The sequence below is a fragment of the Streptomyces sp. YIM 130001 genome, assembly GCF_003574445.1.
Classification (GTDB): Bacteria; Actinomycetota; Actinomycetes; order Streptomycetales; family Streptomycetaceae; genus Streptomyces.
In genome coordinates this window covers 82978-103931 of sequence record NZ_KZ984570.1, presented here as the reverse complement: position 1 = coordinate 103931, position 20954 = coordinate 82978, and the positions used below count along the sequence as shown (strand labels likewise).

Below are 20954 nucleotides of genomic sequence, written 5' to 3'. Positions count from 1 at the left end.
GATACGCTGATCGCTCAACACGGGTGCTACGAACAAGAAATGGGGCGGGGAACGGCCATGATGGGTCCTGCACACTCACTGTCGGGAGCAGCGGCCTGGCTGGGGGTGGGAGCGGCCGCCGCGGCCGCCGGACATGCGATGCCCTGGCCGGTGCTCGTGGTAGGCGCCCTGATCTGTGCGGGTGCCGCCCTCGCGCCGGACCTGGACCACAAGTCGGCCACCATCTCGCGGGCCTTCGGCCCCATATCGCGCGCCCTGTGCGGGATCGTCGACAAACTCTCCTACGGCGTCTACAAGGCCACCAGGTCGTCCAGCGACCCGCGGCGCACCGGCGGCCACCGGACGCTGACGCACACGTGGCTCTGGGCGGTGCTGATCGGGGCCGGGACCTCGGTGGCGGCCATCACCGGCGGCCGGTGGGCGGTCCTCGCCATCCTCTTCATTCACCTCGTACTCGCGGTCGAAGGGCTGCTGTGGCGGGCCGCCCGGGTGTCGAGCGACGTGCTCGTGTGGCTGCTCGGCGCCACCAGCGCCTGGATCCTCGCGGGCATCCTGGACCAGCCGGGCCAGGGCTCCGACTGGCTTTTCAACGCCCCGGGCCAGGAGTACCTGTGGCTCGGCCTGCCCATCGTCCTTGGGGCCCTGGTCCACGACATCGGCGATGCCCTGACGGTCTCCGGCTGCCCGATACTGTGGCCCATCCCGATCGCCGGGAAGCGCTGGTATCCGTTGGGGCCGCCGAAGTTCATGCGGTTCCGTGCGGGCAGCTGGATCGAGCTGAAGCTGCTCATGCCGGCGTTCCTGCTGCTCGGTGGCGTGGGCGGAGCGTCAGCGCTCAACTTCATCTGAACCCCCGTCTGAACGCCCGTCGGAACGCCCGGCGGCCCGGGAGTGCGTACGACGACCGCGGGCGGGCTCCCGGAGCCGCTCGCCGTCCGGACCGGACCCCGCGCTCCCTCAGCCGTCGTCCCGGCTTCGTCCGGCTGCGGCACACCGAGGTGCCGCAGCCGGAGGCGTCCGCTCAGCCGTGCCAGGAGCGCCACAGCGCCGCGTAGGCGCCGTTCGCCGCGACCAGTTCGTCGTGGCTGCCGAGCTCGGTGATCCGGCCGAGCTCCACCACCGCGATGACGTCGGCGTCGTGCGCGGTGTGCAGGCGGTGTGCGATGGCGATCACCGTGCGGCCGTCAAGGACGCGGGCGAGCGAGCGTTCCAGATGCCGTGCCGCTCGTGGGTCGAGCAGTGAGGTCGCCTCGTCCAGGACCAAGGTGTGCGGATCCGCGAGCACCAGGCGGGCCAGCGCGATCTGCTGCGCCTGAGCGGGCGTGAGCGCGAACCCGCCCGAGCCGACCTCGGTGTCCAGGCCGTCGTCGAGCGCTCGTGCCCAGGTGTCCGCTCCCACCGCGGAGAGTGCGGCCCACAACTCGCTGTCCGTGGCGCCGGACCGCGCGAGCAGCACGTTGTCCCGCAGGGAGCCGACGAAGACGTGGTGCTCCTGATTGACGAGCGCCACGTGCTCCCGCACCCGCTCCGCGGGCATCCGGGACAGCTCGGCCCGGCCCAGTGTCACCAGACCGGTCCGCGGCGGATAGATTCCCGCGAGGAGCCGCCCGAGGGTCGACTTGCCCGCACCCGAAGGGCCGACGAGCGCCACCCTGGTCCCCGGCGGAACCCGCAGCGACACCTCGCGCAGTACGTCCACACCGGGCCGGTAACCGAAGTGGACCTCGTCGGCATCGACCACGCGGCCGTCGGGCGTCACCTTCGGGTCGCCGGCGTCGGGCTCGATCTCCCGCACCCCCACCAGCCTGGCCAACGACACCTGAGCTACCTGGAGTTCGTCGTACCAGCGCAGAATCATGCCGACCGGGTCCACCATCATCTGGGCGATGAGCGCGCTCGTGGTCAACTGCCCGATGCCGATCCAGCCCTGCAGTACGAACACCCCGCCGATCATCAGGACCGAGCCGAGAACGGTGACGTGGGTGAGGTTGATGACCGGGAAGAGCACGGACCGCAGCCACAGGGTGTACCGCTCCCAGGCCGTCCACTCCGCGACCCGCTGGTCGGACAGCGACACGCGCCGGTCGCCGAGGCGGTGTGCCTCCACGGTCCGGCCCGCGTCCACCGTCTCGGCGAGGGCCGCCGCGACCGCGGCGTAGCCGGCGGCCTCCGAGCGGTAGGCGGACGGTGCTCGCTTGAAGTACCAGCGGCAGCCGATCACCAGGAGCGGCACCGCGAGCAGCAGGGCGGGCGCGATCGGCGGTGCCGTCACCGCGAGGCCGCCGACGAGCAGCGCGATCCACACCACGCCGATCGTCAGCTGCGGTACGGCCTCGCGCATGGCGTTCGCCAGGCGGTCCACGTCGGTGGTGATCCGGGAGAGCAGATCACCCGTCCCGGCCCGCTCGAGCACCCCCGGCGGCAGACCGACGGCGCGTACGAGGAAGTCCTCACGCAGGTCCGCGAGCATCTGCTCGCCCAGCATCGCGCCCCGCAGCCGGACGAGCCGTACGAAGACGGCCTGCACCACGAGCGCGGCGACGAACACCGCGACGGTGCGCCCCAGATGCAGATCGTCGGCCCCGGCCTCGGCCCGCTCGACCAGAGTGCCGAGCAGGGAGGGGCCGACCATCGAGGCGACCACCGCGGTGATGTTCACGCCGACGAGAGTCAGGAACGCCCTGCGGTGGCGGCGCAGCAGTTCGCGCACGTATCCCCGCACCGTGGGCGCGCTGCCGACGGGCAGGGTGGCGGCGCTCCGGGGGGCCGCCGGGTCGTACTCCGGAGGCGCCACGCCGATCATGCTGTCTCCTCGATGTCGTAGCCCGCGCGGAACGCGGAGTCGTTGAGTTCGCCGTCGGGCCGCTCGGCACCCGACCGGGTGCCGGACGACCGCTTGTCCGACGTCTCTGCCTGCACGGGCGGTTCGTCCGCCGCCTGCAGTTCCGCTGCCTGTTCGTCGTCGGTCTCCCGGGTGACCACGGCCCGATAGCGGGGATCGGTCCGGATCAACTCGCGGTGCACGCCGACCGCGGCGACCGCCCCGTCGTGCACCAGCACGACGCGGTCGGCCCGGTCGAGCAGCAGCGGCGACGAGGTCAGGACGACCGTCGTCCGCCCGTTCCGCAGCGACCGGAGCCCTTCGGCGATACGCGCCTCGGTGTGCGAGTCCACGGCGGACGTGGGTTCGTCGAGTACCAGCGCCTCGGGGTCGGTCACCAGGGAGCGGGCGAGCGCGAGCCGCTGGCGCTGCCCGCCGGACAGCGAGCGACCGCGCTCGGTGATCGGCGCGTCCATGGCATCGGCGCCGTCGACCGCGGCCTGGCGCAGCGCTTCGAGGACGTCGCCGCATTCGGCCGCCCGGAGGGCGTCCTCGGCGGCCACCTTTCCGGAGGCGGGTACGTCGAGCAGTTCGCGCAGCGTGCCGGAGAGCAGTACCGGGTCCTTGTCCTGGACGAGAACGGCCCCGCGCGCCGTGTCCAGGTCCACGGAGTCCAGTGCCACACCGCCGAGCAGAGCGGACGGCTGCGCCAGCGCGGACTCGTCGAGCGCCGCATGTCCGCCCAGCCGGTCCGCGAGCCGCCCGGCCTCGTCCGGATCACCGCAGACCACCGCGGTCAGACGGCCGGACGGCGCCAGCACGCCCGTCGCCGCGTCGTACAGGTCACCGGCCGGCGGCACCTCGACCGGCGTCGACGTGTCCCCGTCCCCGTCTGCGTGCCCGCCCTCGTGCGAGGTCCGGCGCAGGCTCAGCACCCGGGCCGCGCGCTGCGCGGACGGCCGGGAGAAGGAGTACGCCATCGCGATCTCCTCGAAGTGCCGCAGGGGGTAGGTGAGCAGGGTGACCGCGCTGTAGACGGTGACCAGTTCGCCGACCGGGATCCGGCCGTCGGAGACGAGGCCGATGCCGTGCCAGACCACGGCGACGAGCAGCAGGCCCGGCAGCAGGATCTGTACGCCGCTGATCAGCGCCCACATGCGCGCGTTGCGCACCGCCGCGCCGCGCACCTCCTGCGAGGCGTCGCGGTAGCGGCTGAGGAAGAGTTCCTCGCCTCCGATGCCGCGCAGCACGCGCAGACCGGCGACAGTGTCGGAGGCCAGCTCGGTGGCGCGGCCGGCCTTCGTGCGCTGGACGTCGGCGAGCCGGGTCGCCCGCGGCAGCAGCGGGATCACGCCGAGTGCCACGATCGGCACACCCACGGCGACCACGATCCCGAGCGCCGGTTGGTACACGGTCAGGCCGACACAGACGAGGATCACGGTCAGCGCGGCGGCCGTGAACCGGGAGACGGCCTCGACGAGCCAGCCGATCTTCTCCACGTCCCCGGTCGACACCGCGACGACCTCGCCGGCCGCCACCTGACGGGTCAGGGTGGAGCCGAGCCGTGCCGTGCGGCGGGCGAGCAGTTGCTGGACCCGGGCAGAGGCGGTGATCCAGTTCGTGACGGCCGAGCGGTGGAGCATCGTGTCTCCGAGGGCGATGCCCACGCCGCACAGCGCGATCAGACCGCCGGCCAGAGCCAGATCGCCGCCCGAGCGGTCCACCACCGCCTGGACCGAGAGACCGACCCCGAAGGGCAGCGCCATCACCGCGCAGAAGTGCACGAGGCCCCAGGCGAGCGACTTGAGCTGGCCGCCGAGCTGATTCCGACCGAGCCAGAAGAGGAACCGGGGTCCCGAGCGTGCGTCCGGCACACCCGGGTCGGGATACGGAAGGTGACTGATCTGCATGACGTCCCAGAACTTGACTGTGGTGGTGCGGACGGTGGAAGCAACCGGCTGCCCGGTGATGAGACGGACCGACGGACGGGTGGGCGGGGGCTCGGACGGTGCCGCCGCGCGAGCCGCGCGGACCCGACGGAGCAGTGCTTGCGCGGACCGCGCGAAACGGACCGCGCCGGGGCGAACGAGGCGGGACGGACACAGCGGAAACCGTGCAAGGCTGCCGCCGCGGAGCCACGCCTGGCAAACGGTTTTTCGTCCCGCGGCAAAGATCCGGTCATTCCGCCGTCGTCCGGTCGACCGCAGGCGGAGTTCCCGCGGAACGGGTGCGACGATGGGACGCATGCGCATTTCCGGCTCGACCGCCCGAAGGACCTGGACAGCGACCGCGGGCGGCCTCGCCTGCCTGCTGGCTCTGACGTCCTGCGGGGGCTCGGCGGATGGCGGCTCGAAGGACTCCGGTGCCTCGCGCGCCTCGGCGAAGTCGGCCTCGCCGAGCCCCGGTCCCAGTACGCAACTCCGGAGCATCCCCGGCATCGGCGACCGTCTGCACGACCGGATCCCTGCATCGGCCCGCCAGGTCGTCGCCGTGTACGGCAAGGGAGAGGACTCGGCCAAGTCCACCGTCGTGCTCTACACCAAGCACGGCAAGACCTGGGACCGCGACCGCACCTGGCAGGGCCACAACGGCAAGAAGGGCTGGAGCACGAACCACCGCGAGGGCGACAACCGCAGTCCTGTCGGCGTCTTCACCCTCACCGACGCCGGGGGAGTGCTCGCCGACCCCGACTCCGGTTCCGGACTTCCCTACACACGCTCCGAGTCGTTCGCCGCCCCGCGCTACTGGGCCAAGTCGCACTGGCACGACTTCGATCTCGTCATCGCCATCGACTACAACCGGGTGAAGGGCACCCCGCCCAACGACCCGACCCGGCCGCAGGGGCAGTCCAAGGGCGGCTCGATCTGGCTGCACATGGACCACGGCAGCGGGACGTCGGGCTGTGTGAGTCTCTCGCGCTCGGCCATGGAGTACCTGCTGCGCACGCTCGACCCCGGTCAGAAGCCGGTCGTGGTCATGGGCGACAAGGCCCAACTCTCCCGCGCCTGAACGACGGTGGGGCCGCGCACGACCACGGGCCCCGCACGGCCATGACCACGGGTCCGGCCGCACGGCAGCGGCCGGACCCACGGGGCCGGACCGGTCAGTCCTCCGGCTTCTCCGAGTCCACGCCCGGACGCTCCTTCTCCCACAGTCCACGGGTGAAGTCAGGAATCTCCTGCGGAGCGCCCTTGGCCTTGATCGAGGCGTGGCTCAACGGCACCGGAGCGGTCCAGGTCGCCGCGTCGTAGACGTCGAAGTCGGGTACCAGGCCGAGCTGCATGGTCTGCATCAGACGGAAGATCATGATGTAGTCCATGCCACCGTGGCCGCCCGGCGGGTCGGAGTGCTCCTTCCACAGCCAGTGGTCCCACTCGGCGTACTCGGCGAAGTCCTTCCACTCGTAGTCGGTGTGCTCCGGCTCGAGATAGATCCGCTCGGGATAGTCCTCGAAGACGCCCTTGGTGCCGCCGAGACTGTTGATGCGGCTGTACGGATGCGGGGCCGACACATCGTGCTCGAGGCGGATGACGCGCCCCTTCGCGGTCTGGACGAGGCTGATCGTCCGGTCGCTGCCGATGTAGGTCTCCTTCCAACTCGGGTCGCCCGGCGGCATGTTCGCCTCGCGGTACTCGGCCAGACTGAGCGCGGGCGTACCGAAGCTGGAGATGTGGGTGACGCGGTCACCGCGGTTCACGTCCATGTAGTTCGCGACGGGGCCGAAGCCGTGGTTGGGGTAGAGGTCGCCGCGCAGCCGGGTGTGCCACAGCCGCCGCCACGGACCCTCGTAGTACTCCGGGTCGAACATCATGCCGCGCAGATCGTGGTTGTACGCGCCCGCCCCGTGCAGCAGTTGACCGAACAGGCCGGCGTGGGCCATCCGCAGGACGCGCATCTCGTTCTTGCCGTAGGCGCAGTTCTCCAACTGCATGCAGTGCCTGCGCGTGCGCTCCGAGAGGTCCACCAGCTCCCACAGTTCGCGGAGTTCCATCGCGATGGGACACTCCACGCCCACGTGCTTGCCGTTCAGCATCGCCGCCTTGGCCATCGGGAAGTGGAGTTCCCAGGGGGTGGCGACGTAGACGAAGTCGACGTCCTGGCGTTCCAGCAGCTTCTCGTAGTCGTGCTCACCCTTGGTGTACGTGGCGGGGGCGGGCTGGCCGGCGTCGGTGACCTTCTTCGCGGCAGCGGCCGTCTTGTCCTTGACCGGGTCGCACAGGGCGACGACGCGGACGCCCGGTATCGCGAGGTAGAGATCGATCATGCTGCCGCCGCGGTTGCCCAGACCGATGATGCCGACCCGGACGGTGCCGCGCCCCTCGAAGGGCACGCCGATCATGGTGTCGCCCTGCCGCTTCGGCGCCGCTGCCGAAGCTGCCGCGGCGGCGGACTCCCCGGGCGCGGCCTGTGCCGTACCGCCGGTGAAGGCACCGAGGCCGAGTCCCGCACCGGCGATACCGGCCGTGCGCAGCACGGACCGGCGGGAGAAACCGTCGGAGTCGTCGGACTGCGGTGAAGCGCTCTCGTGGTGCTCTGGACCGTCGTGCATCGGACCTCCGTCGTTGGCGGGATGGTGCCACTGCGGTGGCTACCTTGGCCGCGCGACGGACGGTGCGCAAGAGGCGCGAGGGGACCGGTAGTTGGAGTTTTTCGCAGAGGTGCGCATTCGGCGAGCAGTGAACGAGCATACCGAGCGTGGTTTTACGCAGATACATGCAGCAAGCGGCCCGGCGGCATCGAACGCGCGCCGGGCCCCTGCGAAGCCGTCGGTCAGCGGCTCGTGGTCTGCCGCCCGGGCCGGGTCGCGCGCTCCAGCTCGAAGAGGACCGAGCGATAGCTGCGTCCGGTCGCATGGTCCATGCCGATCTCGCACATGCGATTGGCCGAGACATAGGCGTCGTACGGGCGGGAGTTCACCTCGTCGGCCTCGGCCGCCGTCGCCGACCGGGTGAGCTCCTTGTGCAGGAGCCCGCGGTCACCGGCGAACCCGCAGCACTCCGCGTCGTCCGGCACCACGACCTCGTCGGCGCATGCCTCGGCCACCGCGACCAACTGCCCCACGTCGCCCAGGTGTTGCATCGAGCAGGTGGGGTGCACCACCGTGGAGCCGATCTTGCGCAGCACCGTGAGATGCGGCAGCAGCTCGTCGGCGGCCCATACGAGCGAGTCGACGATCTCGAGTTCCGCGTGCAACTCCCGGTTCTCGTCGGTGAGATAGGGCACCACCTCGTGGGCGATGCCGAGCGTGCAGGACGAGGCGTCCACCACGAGCGGCAGCCGACCGCCGGCCGTCCAGCCCCAGGCGGCCTCGACGATCCGGTTCGCCATCACCTTGTTTGCCTCGGCGTACCCCTTCGAGTGCCAGATGGTGGAGCAGCAGGTGCCCGCCACGTCCCCCGGGATCCAGACCGGCTTTCCGGCTCGGGCCGACACCGCGACCATCGCCTGCGACAGCGAAGGGCCGCGCTTGCCCTCGGACTTGCCGAAGATCCGGTTCACGCACGCGGGGTAGTACACCGCCTTCGCGCCGACCCGTGACGTGCTGGGCATCCGGCGGGGAGCGGCGCCCGGGATCTCGGGCAGCCACTCCGGCATCAGGTCGGGACGGACCGCCTTGCGGGCGGCCCGCGTCACCGAGGTGAGCAGCCGGTCACTGATCCGGTCCGCGGCGGCCACGGCGAGGCGCGCGGACGCCTCGACCACGCGGAAGTTCTTCGCGGTCAGAGCGGCGATCCGCTCCTCGCGTGAGGAATGCCGCTCGTGCCGGAAGTCCTTCATCATCGCGCCGGTGTCGATGCCCACGGGACAGGCCAGCTTGCACGTGGAGTCGCCCGCGCAGGTGTCGACCGCGTCGTATCCGTACGACTCGAGCAGCTCGCCCTCGACGGGTGAGCTGTTCGGCTGGCGCATCATCTCCCGGCGCAGCACGATTCGTTGGCGGGGCGAGGTGGTCAAGTCATGGCTGGGGCAGGTTGGTTCGCAGAAGCCGCACTCGATGCACGGGTCGGCGATCGCCTCGACCTTCGGGATCGTCTTCAGGCCGCGCAGATGGGCGCGCGGGTCGCGGTCCAGGACGATGCGCGGTGCGAGTACGCCGTCGGGGTCGATGATCTGCTTGATGCGCCACATCAACTCCGTGGCGCGCGGGCCCCATTCGAGCTCCAGGAACGGCGCGATGTTCCGGCCTGTCGCGTGCTCGGCTTTCAGCGACCCGTCGAAGCGCTCGACGGTCAGTGCGCAGAAGTCGTCCATGAAGGCGGCGTAGCGGTCGACGTCGGACGGCTTGCCCGCGTCGAAGGCCAGCAGGAAGTGCAGATTCCCGTGAGCCGCGTGGCCGGCGACGGCCGCGTCGAAACCGTGCTTCTGCTGCAGTTCGAGCAGCGAGGCGCAGGCGTCGGCGAGCTTGGACGGCGGCACCGCGAAGTCCTCCGTGATCAGAGTCGTCCCCGAGGGACGTGAGCCGCCGACGGCGGTCACGAAGGCCTTGCGCGCCTTCCAGTAGCCGGAGATGGTTCCCGCGTCCCGGGTGAACTCATTGGTCACCGACGGTACCGGCGCCACCAGATCGAGTCCCTCCAGGACCCGCGCCGCCGCCTCCTCGTCGGCCGCCCGAGTCTCGTCGTCCGGCGCCCGGAACTCCACCAGGAGCGCTGTGGTGGTCCTCGGCAGCTCGGCCCAGTCGGCCGGTACGCCCTGCACGCTCACCGAGGCGCGCAGCGTGTTGCCGTCCATCAGCTCGACGGCCAGCGCGCCCGCTTCGTTGAACTTCGGCACCGCGGCCGCGGCGGCGGTGAGGGAGGGGAAGAACAGCAGCGCCGTGGTCAGCTTGCGGTCGAGCGGCAGCGTGTCGAAGACGACCTCGGCGATGAAGCCGAACGTCCCCTCCGAGCCCACCATGAGGCCGCGCAGGATCTCCACCGGCGTGGCGCCGTCGAGGAAGGCGTCGAGCCGATAGCCGTTCGTGTTCTTGATCTCGTACTTGGCCCGGATCCGCGCCACCAGATCCGTATCCGCCTCGATCTCCCGCTTGACGGCGAGCAGTTGCTCGCAGAGCTCCGGCTCCGCGAGGGCGAGCCGCTCGTCGGCGTCCGGCTCCGCGGTGTCGACGACCGTGCCGGACGGCAGTACGAAGGTCAGCGAGGACAGGGTGCGGTACGAGTTGCGAGTGGTGCCCGCCGTCATGCCCGAGGCGTTGTTCGCCACCACGCCGCCCAGCGTGCAGGCGATCGCGCTGGCCGGGTCGGGACCCAGTACCCGGCCGTGCCGCGCCAGCGTGGTGTTCGCCCGTACGACGGTGGTGCCGGGGCCGATGCGGGCCTGCCCGCCGTCCCCGAGCACTTCGACGCCCGCCCAGTGCTTGCGTACGTCGACCAGAATGTCCTCGCCCTGCGCCTGCCCGTTGAGCGAGGTGCCGGCCGCCCGGAAGACGACTTCGCGGCCCTTGCCGTGGGCGTACGACAGGACGGCGGAGACGTCGTCGATGTCCTCGGCGACCACGACGACCTGCGGAAGGAAACGGTAGGGGCTGGCGTCCGAGGCGTACTTCACCAGGTCGGAGACCTTGGAGAGGACCTTGTCCGCACCGAGCAGGGCCACCAGGTCGCTGCGCAGCGGCTCGGGTGTGCCCTGGGCCTGCCGGTCGGGCACCCGGTCGGGTGAGGGACCCGCCTCGCGTGCTGCGGGGCGCAGGGCGTCCGGGTCGGGCTCCAGCAGAGGCATGGACACTCCTCGGGTCGTCGGCGTTGCTCCGGCGATGATGTCCGATCCGGCGCGGCGGGCGTCGGGCGGGGTGGCGGGCGCGGCCTCGCAGGTCAGCCGGGCCGGCCGCCCCTGTCGACCAGGGCGGACAGCAGGCCGCCGAGTTCGGTGCGCTGATCGGCGGTCAACGGAGCCAGGATGTCCTCTGCGGCCGCACGGCGCGCGTTGCGCAGAGCGCGCAGCACGTCGCGGCCCGCATCGGTGAGCTCGATGCGGATGACCCGACGGTTGTCCGGATCCGGTACGCGGCGGACCGCGCCCGCCGCCTCCAGGCCGTCGACGAGTGTCGTGACCGCCCGCGGGACCACCTCGAGGCGCTGGGCGATGTCGGCCATCCGCGGTGGTGCGTCGAAGTGCGAAAGCGTGCGCAGGAGCCGGGCCTGCGCGGGAGTGATACCCACCGGCTCCAGGTGGTGCTTCTGGATGCGGTGCAGCCGACGGGTGAGGCGGAGCAGTTGCTCGGCGAGGAGTCCGTCGCCGTCGGGGATCGTCATGCCGCGGAGCCTATCAGGACCACGCTCATTGTGCACATAGGTAACAATGAGCTATTCTCTCAAAGGCCCGTTCAGCGGGCCCGCTCGACCTTCGAAATCCTGTCGTTCCTGTCGTTGTCGTCGTTCCCGTCGCCCCAACCGCCGTAGGAGCCCATGCCACGCCCAGAATCCACCGAGTGGAAACCCCCGCCCCCTGATCCGGAACAGCCCCGCCAACTGCGGCGCATCGTCCGGCTCTTCCGCCCCTATCGCGGCCGCCTGGCCCTCGTCGGGCTGCTCGTCGCCGCCGCCTCACTGGTCTCCGTCGCCACGCCGTTCCTCCTCAAGGAGATCCTCGACACCGCGATCCCGCAGGGCCGTACCGGGCTGCTCGGCCTGCTGGCCCTCGGCATGATCGCCGGAGCAGTGCTCAGCAGTGTCTTCGGCGTGCTGCAGACCCTGATCTCCACCACGGTCGGCCAGCGAGTCATGCACGATCTGCGCACCGCGGTCTACGCGCGGCTGCAATCCATGTCGCTCGCCTTCTTCACCCGCACCAGGACGGGCGAGGTGCAGTCCCGTATCGCCAACGACATCGGCGGTATGCAGGCGACGGTCACCACCACCGCCACCTCGCTGGTGTCGAACCTGACCAGCGTCGTTGCGACCGTGATCGCCATGCTCGCCCTCGACTGGCGGCTGACCGTCGTCTCCCTCCTGCTGCTCCCCCTCTTCGTCTGGATCAGCCGCCGGGTCGGGCGCGAGCGCCGCCGGATCGCCACCCAGCGTCAGAAGCAGATGGCGTCGATGGCCGCCACGGTCACCGAATCGCTCTCCGTGAGCGGCATCCTGCTCGGCCGGACCATGGGCAGGTCGGACTCCCTGACCCGCTCCTTCGCCGACGAGTCCGAGCGACTGATCGACCTCGAGGTCCGGTCGAACATGGCGGGCCGTTGGCGCATGTCCGTCATCGGCATCGTGATGGCCGCCATGCCCGCGGTCATCTACTGGGCGGCCGGTGTCGCCCTGCACCTCGGCGGTCCGGAGATCTCGCTCGGCACCCTGGTCGCGTTCGTCTCGCTGCAGCAGGGTCTGTTCCGGCCCACGGTCAGCCTGCTGTCCACGGGCGTGCAGATCCAGACATCGCTCGCCCTCTTCCAGCGCATCTTCGAGTACCTCGACCTGACCGTCGACATCACCGAGCCGGTCCACGCCCGCCGCCTGACCGCGCCGCGCGGCGAGATCCGCTTCGAGGACGTCGAGTTCCGCTACGACGAGGCCGGCGCCCAGGTCCTCGAGGGCATCGACCTCGCGGTCCCCGCCGGCGGCAGCCTCGCGGTCGTCGGCGCCACCGGCTCCGGCAAGTCGACCCTCAGCCACCTCGTCCCCAGGCTCTACGACGTCACGGGCGGCCGCGTGACGCTGGACGGCGTGGACGTGCGCGAACTCGACTTCGACTCGCTGGCCCGTGCGATCGGCGTCGTCTCCCAGGAGACGTACCTGTTCCACGCCTCCGTCGCCGAGAACCTCCGCTTCGCGAAGCCCGACGCCACCGACGAGGAGCTGTACGCGGCCGCCCGCGCCGCGCAGATCCACGACCACATCGCCGCACTGCCCGAGGCGTACGACACCGTGGTGGGGGAGCGCGGGCACCGCTTCTCCGGAGGTGAGAAGCAGCGGCTGGCGATCGCCCGCACCGTCCTGCGCGACCCCGCCGTGCTCGTCCTGGACGAGGCGACCAGCGCGCTCGACACCCGTACCGAGCAGGCCGTGCAGCAGGCGCTCGACTCCCTGTCGGCCGACCGCACCACCATCACCATCGCGCACCGCCTCTCCACGATCCGCTCGGCCGACGAGATCGTCGTCCTGGACGCGGGTCGCATCGTCGAGCGCGGCACGCACGCATCGCTGATGGCGGCTGACGGCCGGTACGCGGCGCTGGTCCACCGGGACGCCCAGCTGGAGCCCGCTGGATGAAAATATGCCTGATAGTCCAGATGTGCCGGATATAGCCCCTACGTCGGGTTAGCGTGCCCGCATGCTGCCGCGCCCTCCCGGGATCACACCCCGGACCCCAGGCCGAGCTCCGGCCGCCCGGGTCGGGCGCACGACATCGCGAGGTGAAATGTGCTGAACGACAGTCCCGGCCGGGGCAAGATCCGACTGACCCGCCGAGGCCGCGGGGCACTCCTGGTGACCGGTGCTCTCGTCGCGGGTGCGGCCGTCGCCGTTCCGCTCCTGCTGCTCAACGACTCGTCCGAACGGCCCGAAGCAGTGGTCATCCCTGAGGGCTGGCGTACGTCCCAGGTGTACAAGGCCGTCGACAAGGCCCTCGGAGTGCCCGACGGCTCCAGCAAGAAGGCCGCCGCCAAGGCCAAGCTGAAGCTTCCGCACGAGGCCAACGGCAATCCGGAGGGCTACCTCTTCCCGGCCACGTATCCCATCGCCGAGAAGTCCACGCCCGAGTCCGTGCTCTCCTACATGGTCGCCACGGCCGGCAAGAAGTTCGGGACCGCACCCATCAGTGCCGGCGCCGAGAACAACGCGGTGTCCGTGTACCAGACCGTCACCATCGCGAGCATCGCGCAGGCCGAGGCGGAGTCGAAGCAGGACATGGGCAAGGTCGCCCGGGTCGTCCTCAACCGGCTCGCCCAGGGCATGCCGCTGCAGATGGATTCCACCGTCAATTACGCGCTCAACCGCTCGACGCTGCACACCAAGACCGCCGACACCAAGGTCGAGAGCCCGTACAACACCTATGCGCGCATGGGGCTGCCGCCCACCCCCATCGCCAACCCGGGCGACGAGGCGATGCGCGCCGCGACCAGCCCGCCGGCGGGGGACTGGCTGTACTTCGTGACGGTGAAGAAGGGTGACACCCGCTTCACCGCTGACTTCGAGGAACACCAGCGCAACGTCGACGAGTTCAACCGCCTCCAGAAGCAGCAGGGCAAGAGCGCCTCGTCCTGACGGACGCCACCCGGCCGGTCAGCCCACCAGGGCGGGCCGGCCGGCGAGCAGCCGTCGGATCTCGCGGACCGCCGCGCGGCCCGCCCGATTCGCGCCGATGGTGCTGGCCGACGGCCCGTACCCCACCAGGTGCACCCGGGGGTCGCGTACGGCTCGGGTGTTCTCGACGCGGATGCCGCCGCCCGGCTCGCGCAGACGCAGCGGTGCGAGGTGCCCCACCGAGGCCCGGAAACCGGTCGCCCACAGGATCACGTCCGCATCGATACGGCGTCCGTCGTCCCAGGCCACACCGTCCGGGGTGATCCGGTCGAACATCGGCAGCCGGTGCAGTACGCCCTCTTCGCGCCCGCGTCGCACCGCCTCGGTGACCGGTAGTCCCGTCACCGACACCACGCTCTGCGGCGGGAGCCCCCGGCGCACCCGCTCGTCCACCATCGCCACCGCGGCCCGGCCCTGGTCCTCGTCGAACGGCCCCTCGTGGAAGGCCGGTTCGCGCCGGGTCACCCAGGTCGTCGCCGCGGCGAACGGCGCGATCTCGAGCAGATGCTGCACCCCGGAGGTGCCCCCGCCCACGACGACGACCCGCTGCCCGGCGAACTCCTCGGGTCCCGGGTACTGGGCCGTGTGCAGCTGCCGTCCGCGGAAGGTCTCCTGGCCCGGGTGGCGCGGCCAGAACGGACGGTCCCAGGTGCCGGTGGCACTGATCACGGCCCGCGCCGACCAGTCGCCCCCCGAGGTCTCGACGATCAATCGCCCATCCACGCCCTCACGCACCGCACGCACGTCCACGGGACGGCGTACCCGCAGGTCGAAGGCGTCCTCGTACCGGGAGAAGTACTCGCCGATCACCGCGGACGACGGGCGGTCCGGGTCCGCGCCGGTCAGCTCCATGCCCGGAAGCGCATGCATCCCGTGGACCTTCGCGTACGTCAGCGTGGGCCAACGGAACTGCCAGGCGCCGCCCGGCGCGGGAGCGTGGTCGAGCACCACGAAGTCCCGGCCGGGCTCGAAGCCCGACCGGCGCAGGTGATAGGCCGCCGAGAGTCCGGCCTGGCCCGCGCCGATCACGACCACGTCGGTCAGCTGCGGGCCGCCGGAGAGCGGGCTTGCGTCTGGTGCCCCGGTGTAGTTCACGCTTCTACTAACCAGGGCGGGGTGGGTGTTCTTCCCGGCGGGCGTCCCCGCCGGCGAAGGCCCCGGCCCGAGCGGCGGACACCCGGGCCGGGCAGGGTGCTACCGCCCGCCGGCCACCAGGAGCGGCGCGCCGCCCGGAGCGGAGGCCGGACGGCCGTTGGACGCCGGCACCCCGGTCAACGCTGAAGCGGGCAGGCGGGGCAGCAGGCCGCGCGCTCCCAGATCCGGGATCACACCCTCGCCGAACCAGTACGCCTCCTCCAGGTGCGGGTATCCGGAGAACACGAAGTGGTCCACACCGAGCGCGTGGTACTCCTCGATCCGGTCCGCGACCTCGGCGTGACTGCCGACCAGGGCCGTGCCCGCCCCACCGCGCACCAGACCGACGCCCGCCCAGAGGTTGGGCGAGATCTCGAGGTCGTCCCGGGATCCTCCGTGCAGGGCCAGCATGCGCTGCTGGCCGACCGACTCGCTGCGGCGCAGCGCCTGTTGGGCGGCGGCCACGGTGTCCGGGTCCAGGTCGTCGAGCAACCGGTTCGCCGTCGCCCAGGCCTCGGCCGACGAGTCCCGCGAGATGGTGTGCAGGCGGATACCGAAACGGACGGTGCGGCCCTCGGCCTCCGCGAGCCCCCGGATCCAGTCGATCTTCTGCTTCACCTGCTCCGGCGGCTCGCCCCAGGTCAGGTACACGTCCGAGTGCCGTGCGGCCACCGGCCCCGCAGCCGCCGACGAACCGCCGAAGAAGATCTCCGGTCGCGGCTCGGGCGGCAGCGCGGTCAGGCCGCCCTCCACCTGGTAGTGCTCGCCGTCGAAGTCATAGGGCTTGCCCTCCCACACGCCACGGACCACCGATAGGAACTCGTCGGTCCGCGCGTACCGGCGGTCATGGTCCAGATGGTCGCCGAAGCGGCGCTGCTCGGTGGAGTCCCCGCCCGTGACGACGTTCAGGAGCAGCCGCCCGCGGGTGATGCGCTGATACGTCGACGCCATCTGCGCCGCGAGGACCGGAGAGATGACTCCGGGCCGGAAGGCGACCAGGAACTTCAGGCGCTCGGTGTGCTGGGCGAGCGCCACCGTGGTCAGCCAGGCGTCCTCGCACCAGGTGCCGGTCGGGGTGAGTACTGCCTCGAATCCCAACTGCTCGGCAGCCTTGGCGATTTGGGCCAGGTACTCGATGTCGGGTGCCCGTACGCCGCTGACCGGTGTGACGCGCGAGCGCTTGATGCCGCCGTCCGTGTAGGCGTGCCGGTCGACGAGGGTGCGGCCGTCACCGCCGGTGGGCAGGAACCAGTGCAGGTGAACAGACATGATCAGGACTCCTTGTAGCTGCGGGGCTCGGTGGAGGACGGCGGCAGGTCGCCGTTGAAACGCGTGTCGACGAAGTCGCCGAAGTCGATGCGCCGGGGGATGAGCTTCAGCTCCGCGAACACGTCGACGATCTCCTGCTCGGAATCGATCACGTCCTGATCGACCGCGACGGGGACCCGGGTGCCCGTGGTCCGCTTGACCGCGTCGAGTGCCACCTCGTAGGGCAGTTTGGTGTCCTTCGCCCAGACCTTGGCCCATTCCTCCGGGTGCTTGAAGGACCAGTCCTGAGCCCGCCGGAGCCGTTCCAGATAGTCGGCCACGGCCTTGGACTTCTTCTTGTCGCCCAGCGCGCCGGGCGCGGCGACGTTGAAGGCCAGGCCGTTGACGACACCGTCGCCGTCCGTCAGTACCCGCCCCTGCTTCGCGCGCAGGGCCTGCGAGGTGTACGGGTCCCACACGGCCCAGGCATCCACCTTGCCGCCGGTGAAGGCGGCAAGGCCGTCGGCCGGCTGCAGGTACTTCACCTCGATGTCGTCGAGAGACAGCTTGTACTTACGCAGTTGCGCGACCAACTGGTAATGCGCGGAGCTGCCTTGGGCCACCGCGACGGACTTGCCCTTGAGCTGGCTCACCTTCTTCAGCGAGGAGTCGGTGGGCACCAGGATGGCGTCGCCGGCCGCTGCGCCGTGTGTCGCGCTCACCACAGTGATCTTGGATCCCGCGCCGGCCGCGAACACCGGGGGAGTGTTGCCGACCGCGCCGACGTCGACGGCCTTCGCGTTCACGGCCTCGAGGAGCGGCGGGCCGGAGCTGAACGTGGACCACTTGATCTTGTAGTCCAGATCGTCCAGCTCACCTGCGGCGCGCAGGACGGCTTCCGAACCGCCCTTCTGGTCACCGACGTTGATGGTCACCGAACCTTTGCCGTCGGTTCCGCCGCCGCCCAGGCCTGCGCCGTCGGAGTTCGCGGACGACGCACCACCGCAGGCGGCGACGAGCAGGGACAGCGGGAGGAGCAAGGCGGGAAGTGCGCGGCGTGGTCGCATCGAGGGTCCGTTCATCGGATGAGCGTGGGGGTGTGGGTGGCGGGGGTGGCTCCGGGCCGCGGCCCGGTGAGGGAGGTCAGGCTGCCCGGGCCGGTGCCTCCACGCCGAGGCGGTCGAGGAGCTCGGCGCGCAGTGCGCCGAAGCGGGAGTCGGTGATGTCCCACGGGCGGTCGAGGGGGACGTGCGCCTCGTGGGCGATCACGCCGTCGTCCATCACCAGGACGCGGTCGGCGAGCAGGATCGCCTCCTCGACGTCGTGCGTGACCAGGAGAACCGCGCAGCCGCGTCGCTGCCACAACTCGGCGACCAGGCGCTGGGCCTTGATGCGGGTCAACGCGTCGAGCGCGCCGAACGGCTCGTCGAGCAACAGCAGATCGGGCTCGCGCACCAGGGCACGCGCGAGCGAGGCACGTTGCGCCTCGCCGCCGGAGAGCGTCTTCGGCCAGGCCTCCGACCGGTGGGCCAGACCCACCTCCTCGAGCGCCGCCTCGGCGCGGGAACGCGGAGGCTGCCCCGGCAGGCCGAGCAGCACATTGCGCCAGACCTTCTTCCAGGGCATCAGACGCGGCGCCTGGAACGCGGTGGCCCGCCTGCGCGGCACGAGCACCGAACCGTCGACCTCGCGGTCGAGGCCCGCCAGGATCTTCAGGAGGGTGGACTTCCCGCAGCCGCTGCGACCGAGCAGGGCGACGAACTCGCCTGGCCGCACAGTGAGGTCGAGATCGTCGATGACCCTGCGGCCGTCGAAGGAACGCGTCAGCCCCTGCACACGTACGGCAGCCGCCTCCTCGCCGGCGCCGGCGCCGGACAGGTCGTGGTCGGTCACGTCGTGGTCGGTCACTGTCCGGTGAACGTCGGTCGCCATCGGAGCAACACCCTCTCGAGAGTACGGACTACGAAGTCGGCGGCCAGGCCGAGGAAGGCGTAGACGATCAGGCACACCACGATCACGTCCGTCCGCAGGAAGTCGCGGGCCTGCACCATCAAAAAGCCGAGTCCTGAGTCGGCGTTCACCTGCTCGGCGAAGACCAGGGCGAGCCAGGCGATGCCGAGCGAGTACCTGAGGCCCGTCATCGCACCCGGAAGCGCGCCGGGAAGCACGACATGCCGCACGAGTCCCCAGCGGGACAGCCCGAGTGACTGCCCGGCTTCGATGAGTTGGGCGTCGACGTTGCGGATTCCGGCATAGACGTTCAGGTAGAGCGGGAAGGAGACGCCGAGCGTGATGATGGCGATCTTCGGGGCCTCGCCGATGCCGAACCAGATGATGAACAGCGGGATCAGACCCACGAACGGCACCGTCCGCAGCATCTGCACGCTCGCGTCGACGAGGTCCTCACCGATACGGAACAGGCCGGAGACGAGCGCCAGCGAAGTGCCGACGACCACGCCGAACAGCAGGCCGAGCGCCACGCGTTGCAGTGACACACCCATGGCAGAGGTGAGCGAGCCGTCCGAGACGAGATCTCCGGCCACGCGGGCGATGGTGCCCGGTGAGGCGAGCACGTCGGCGCTCAACGCGCCTGTGGCGGTGAGGACTTGCCACAGCGCGAGCAGGACCAGAGGGCCCGAGGTGCGTCGCACCCAGCGCGGTACCCGGGTGCGTCGGACCTTCGTCGAGGTAAGGCGTTCGAGCTCGGGTGCGGTTGCGCTGCCGGTCGCCGGGGCGTCGTCCCCGGCGTCGGCGCCGGAACTCGCCTTCGACGGGACGGACTTGGAGACGCCGGGATGCGAGGTGTCCGACTTCGGGGTGTCCGGTTCGGGCGATTCCGGTGCGGGGGTCTCCGGTTCGGGGGTCTCCGGTTTGTCCGGGGGAGCATGACTGATGCTCATGGCGGCTCCAGGGAGGGGGAGTTGAGGGCGCGGGGTGCAACGCGGTGCCGCCCCACTCAGGGGCGGATGATCGAGGGAGCGCAGACACACCTGTACGACGTCATGGCGGGGTACGACGGGACCCGGCGGCCGAGCGCGGTCAGGCGGAAGTGCCCGGCCGGACCGGGGACACGGTCATGCCGGACGTGCCGCCGGGACGGGCGGGGACGAGCGGTGGTGCGGGATGCGCGAGGGCGCGGGAGGGAAGGTCAGCAGCCGCGACGACAGGCGGCGGAGGCCACCCGCAGCAGGTCGATGTGACCGCGCGTGGTGAGCATGGCTGAACGCAACATGCCGCTGAACGTAGCGAGGTCGTACGTCCACGGTCAACGGTGTCTCGCCACGCGGACGCCGCTGACCGGGCCGTCGTGGGCGCGATGCACCACCATGGTCCTCATGTCCGATGCCTTCACCAGCCGCGTCCTGTCCGTGACGACCGGGTCCCACGAGACCGTCGCCGACCTCACCCACGACTGTGCGTCGTTCCTCGCGGACGTGGCACACGGCCGTGACGGGCTGCTCAATGTCTTCGTTCCCCACGCCACCGCCGGCATCGCCGTACTCGAGACCGGCGCAGGCAGCGACGACGACCTGCTCGACGCCCTGGGCACCCTGCTGCCGGCGGGCGACCGCTGGCAGCACCGCCACGGCTCCCCGGGCCACGGCCGCGACCACGTCCTGCCCGCCCTCGTGCCACCGCACGCCACCTTGCCTGTGCTCAACGGAGCCTTGGAGCTGGGTACTTGGCAGTCGGTCTGCCTTGTCGACACCAACCGTGACAACCCGCGCCGCCAGGTCCGGCTCAGTTTCCTCGGCTGATCCGGTCGGCTGGTGCAGGGCCCGTTCCGGGCGGTGCCGGACGCGGCGGTAATCTGCTTGCGCCGGGGGACCCGGCGCCGTCGCCGCGGGCAGCAGGCGCGGGACCGGCTCAGACGGATGCAGGTGAGGTATGCAGACCAGGTACGTGCCCGATGCGGGTTCGCTCCGGCGGGCACCGTGATGCCGGGAACGGACCATGGCCGCCTGCCTGCGCTGAGAGCGGGACGCCGTGGATAAGGTCTGGCTCACGGCCGCGGGCCTCTACGTCATCGTCCTGCTGCGCGCCGGCGGGACGTTCGCCGTCGGTTGGCTGACCGGAGCCGGTGCCCGGCGCAGCAGGTTCGCGGAGAAGTTCTCCGCGGCCAGGTTCCAGCGCGTGGAGAACGCCATCCAGCGGTGGGGTGCGCCGGTGGTGGCGCTGTCCTTCCTGACCGTCGGGTTCCAGACGGCAGCGAATTTCCTGGCCGGAAGCATGCGGATGCCCGTCCGGCGCTACCTTCCCGCGCTGTTCGTCGGGGGAGCGGCCTGGGCGCTGGTGTACGCCACGGCCGGGATCGGAATCCTGGAAGGCCTCGGCAGGCTCTTCGCCGAGCAGACCGCGCTCGGAGTGGGCGGTGTCGTCGCTCTCGTCGTCGTGGTGTGCGGTGTGGTGCTCTACCGGCGACGGCGTGCGGCGCGGATCGTGCCGGAGACCGCGGACGAGGAATCCTGACCGTGCGGGCCGCGTCGACGGCGTAGGTCGTGCAGCCCGCG

Annotated in this window: 16 protein-coding genes; 6 read left to right on the top strand and 10 right to left on the bottom strand. The window is 70.9% G+C overall.

What is annotated here, in order from left to right:
* Positions 1-57: 57 nt before the first annotated feature.
* Complete coding sequence (locus DSC45_RS31605) at positions 58-849, top strand: metal-dependent hydrolase (RefSeq protein ID WP_119295435.1); 792 nt, start codon at positions 58-60, stop codon at positions 847-849.
* A 172-nt stretch (positions 850-1021) separates the two neighbouring features.
* Here the strand turns inward: DSC45_RS31605 and DSC45_RS31600 are convergent, their stop codons facing one another.
* A complete protein-coding gene (locus DSC45_RS31600) occupies positions 1022-2803 on the bottom strand; it encodes an ABC transporter ATP-binding protein (protein WP_119295434.1) in 1782 nt (593 codons plus the stop codon).
* Positions 2800-4731 (bottom strand): ABC transporter transmembrane domain-containing protein, encoded by a 1932-nt coding sequence (locus DSC45_RS31595; RefSeq protein WP_119295433.1) that lies wholly within the window; start codon positions 4729-4731, stop codon positions 2800-2802. Before DSC45_RS31595 ends, DSC45_RS31600 begins: the two co-directional genes overlap by 4 nt.
* A 334-nt stretch (positions 4732-5065) precedes the next feature.
* Between DSC45_RS31595 and DSC45_RS31590 the strand changes: the two genes are divergently transcribed.
* Entirely contained in the window at positions 5066-5830 is a 765-nt protein-coding gene (locus DSC45_RS31590; RefSeq protein ID WP_119295463.1) for a L,D-transpeptidase family protein, read from the top strand.
* Positions 5831-5924: 94 nt separating this feature from the next.
* Here the strand turns inward: DSC45_RS31590 and DSC45_RS31585 are convergent, their stop codons facing one another.
* The 3 genes from DSC45_RS31585 to DSC45_RS31575 all read right to left on the bottom strand — a co-directional run bounded on the left by DSC45_RS31585 (position 5925) and on the right by DSC45_RS31575 (position 11073).
* Positions 5925-7370 carry a Gfo/Idh/MocA family protein gene (locus DSC45_RS31585; protein WP_119295432.1) on the bottom strand — a complete coding sequence of 482 codons (1446 nt, stop codon included), beginning with the start codon at positions 7368-7370 and terminating at the stop codon, positions 5925-5927.
* 221 nt (positions 7371-7591) lie between these two features.
* Positions 7592-10540, bottom strand: a complete 2949-nt coding sequence (locus tag DSC45_RS31580; protein ID WP_119295431.1) for an FAD-binding and (Fe-S)-binding domain-containing protein — start codon at positions 10538-10540, stop codon at positions 7592-7594.
* A 92-nt stretch (positions 10541-10632) separates the two neighbouring features.
* Positions 10633-11073 (bottom strand): MarR family winged helix-turn-helix transcriptional regulator, encoded by a 441-nt coding sequence (locus tag DSC45_RS31575; protein WP_119295430.1) that lies wholly within the window; start codon positions 11071-11073, stop codon positions 10633-10635.
* Positions 11074-11226: 153 nt separating this feature from the next.
* On the opposite strand from DSC45_RS31575, the gene DSC45_RS31570 reads away from it, so the two are divergent.
* Together DSC45_RS31570 and mltG are read left to right on the top strand one after the other, a co-directional pair.
* Positions 11227-13029: an ABC transporter ATP-binding protein gene (locus DSC45_RS31570; protein ID WP_119295429.1), complete on the top strand. Its 1803-nt coding sequence runs from the start codon at positions 11227-11229 to the stop codon at positions 13027-13029.
* A 150-nt stretch (positions 13030-13179) separates the two neighbouring features.
* A complete protein-coding gene (gene mltG, locus DSC45_RS31565) occupies positions 13180-14022 on the top strand; it encodes an endolytic transglycosylase MltG (protein ID WP_119295428.1) in 843 nt (280 codons plus the stop codon).
* Between the two features lie 18 nt (positions 14023-14040).
* Here the strand turns inward: mltG and DSC45_RS31560 are convergent, their stop codons facing one another.
* The 5 genes from DSC45_RS31560 to DSC45_RS31540 all read right to left on the bottom strand — a co-directional run bounded on the left by DSC45_RS31560 (position 14041) and on the right by DSC45_RS31540 (position 19343).
* Complete coding sequence (locus DSC45_RS31560) at positions 14041-15156, bottom strand: NAD(P)-binding domain-containing protein (protein WP_240434957.1); 1116 nt, start codon at positions 15154-15156, stop codon at positions 14041-14043.
* Positions 15157-15255: 99 nt separating this feature from the next.
* On the bottom strand, positions 15256-16464 hold the full coding sequence (locus tag DSC45_RS31555) for an LLM class flavin-dependent oxidoreductase (RefSeq protein WP_119295427.1): 1209 nt from the start codon (positions 16462-16464) through the stop codon (positions 15256-15258).
* Between the two features lie 2 nt (positions 16465-16466).
* On the bottom strand, positions 16467-17510 hold the full coding sequence (locus DSC45_RS31550; protein WP_119295461.1) for an ABC transporter substrate-binding protein: 1044 nt from the start codon (positions 17508-17510) through the stop codon (positions 16467-16469).
* A gap of 76 nt (positions 17511-17586) precedes the next feature.
* Positions 17587-18375 carry an ABC transporter ATP-binding protein gene (locus DSC45_RS31545; RefSeq protein WP_119295426.1) on the bottom strand — a complete coding sequence of 263 codons (789 nt, stop codon included), beginning with the start codon at positions 18373-18375 and terminating at the stop codon, positions 17587-17589.
* Positions 18348-19343 carry an ABC transporter permease gene (locus DSC45_RS31540; RefSeq protein WP_119295425.1) on the bottom strand — a complete coding sequence of 332 codons (996 nt, stop codon included), beginning with the start codon at positions 19341-19343 and terminating at the stop codon, positions 18348-18350. Before DSC45_RS31540 ends, DSC45_RS31545 begins: the two co-directional genes overlap by 28 nt.
* A gap of 435 nt (positions 19344-19778) precedes the next feature.
* Here DSC45_RS31540 and DSC45_RS31535 point away from each other — a divergent pair, with 435 nt between their 5' ends.
* Positions 19779-20201, top strand: coding sequence for a YjbQ family protein (locus tag DSC45_RS31535; RefSeq protein ID WP_119295460.1), 423 nt, complete (start codon positions 19779-19781; stop codon positions 20199-20201).
* 229 nt (positions 20202-20430) lie between these two features.
* Positions 20431-20913, top strand: coding sequence for a DedA family protein (locus DSC45_RS31530; protein ID WP_119295424.1), 483 nt, complete (start codon positions 20431-20433; stop codon positions 20911-20913).
* Positions 20914-20954 lie beyond the last annotated feature (41 nt).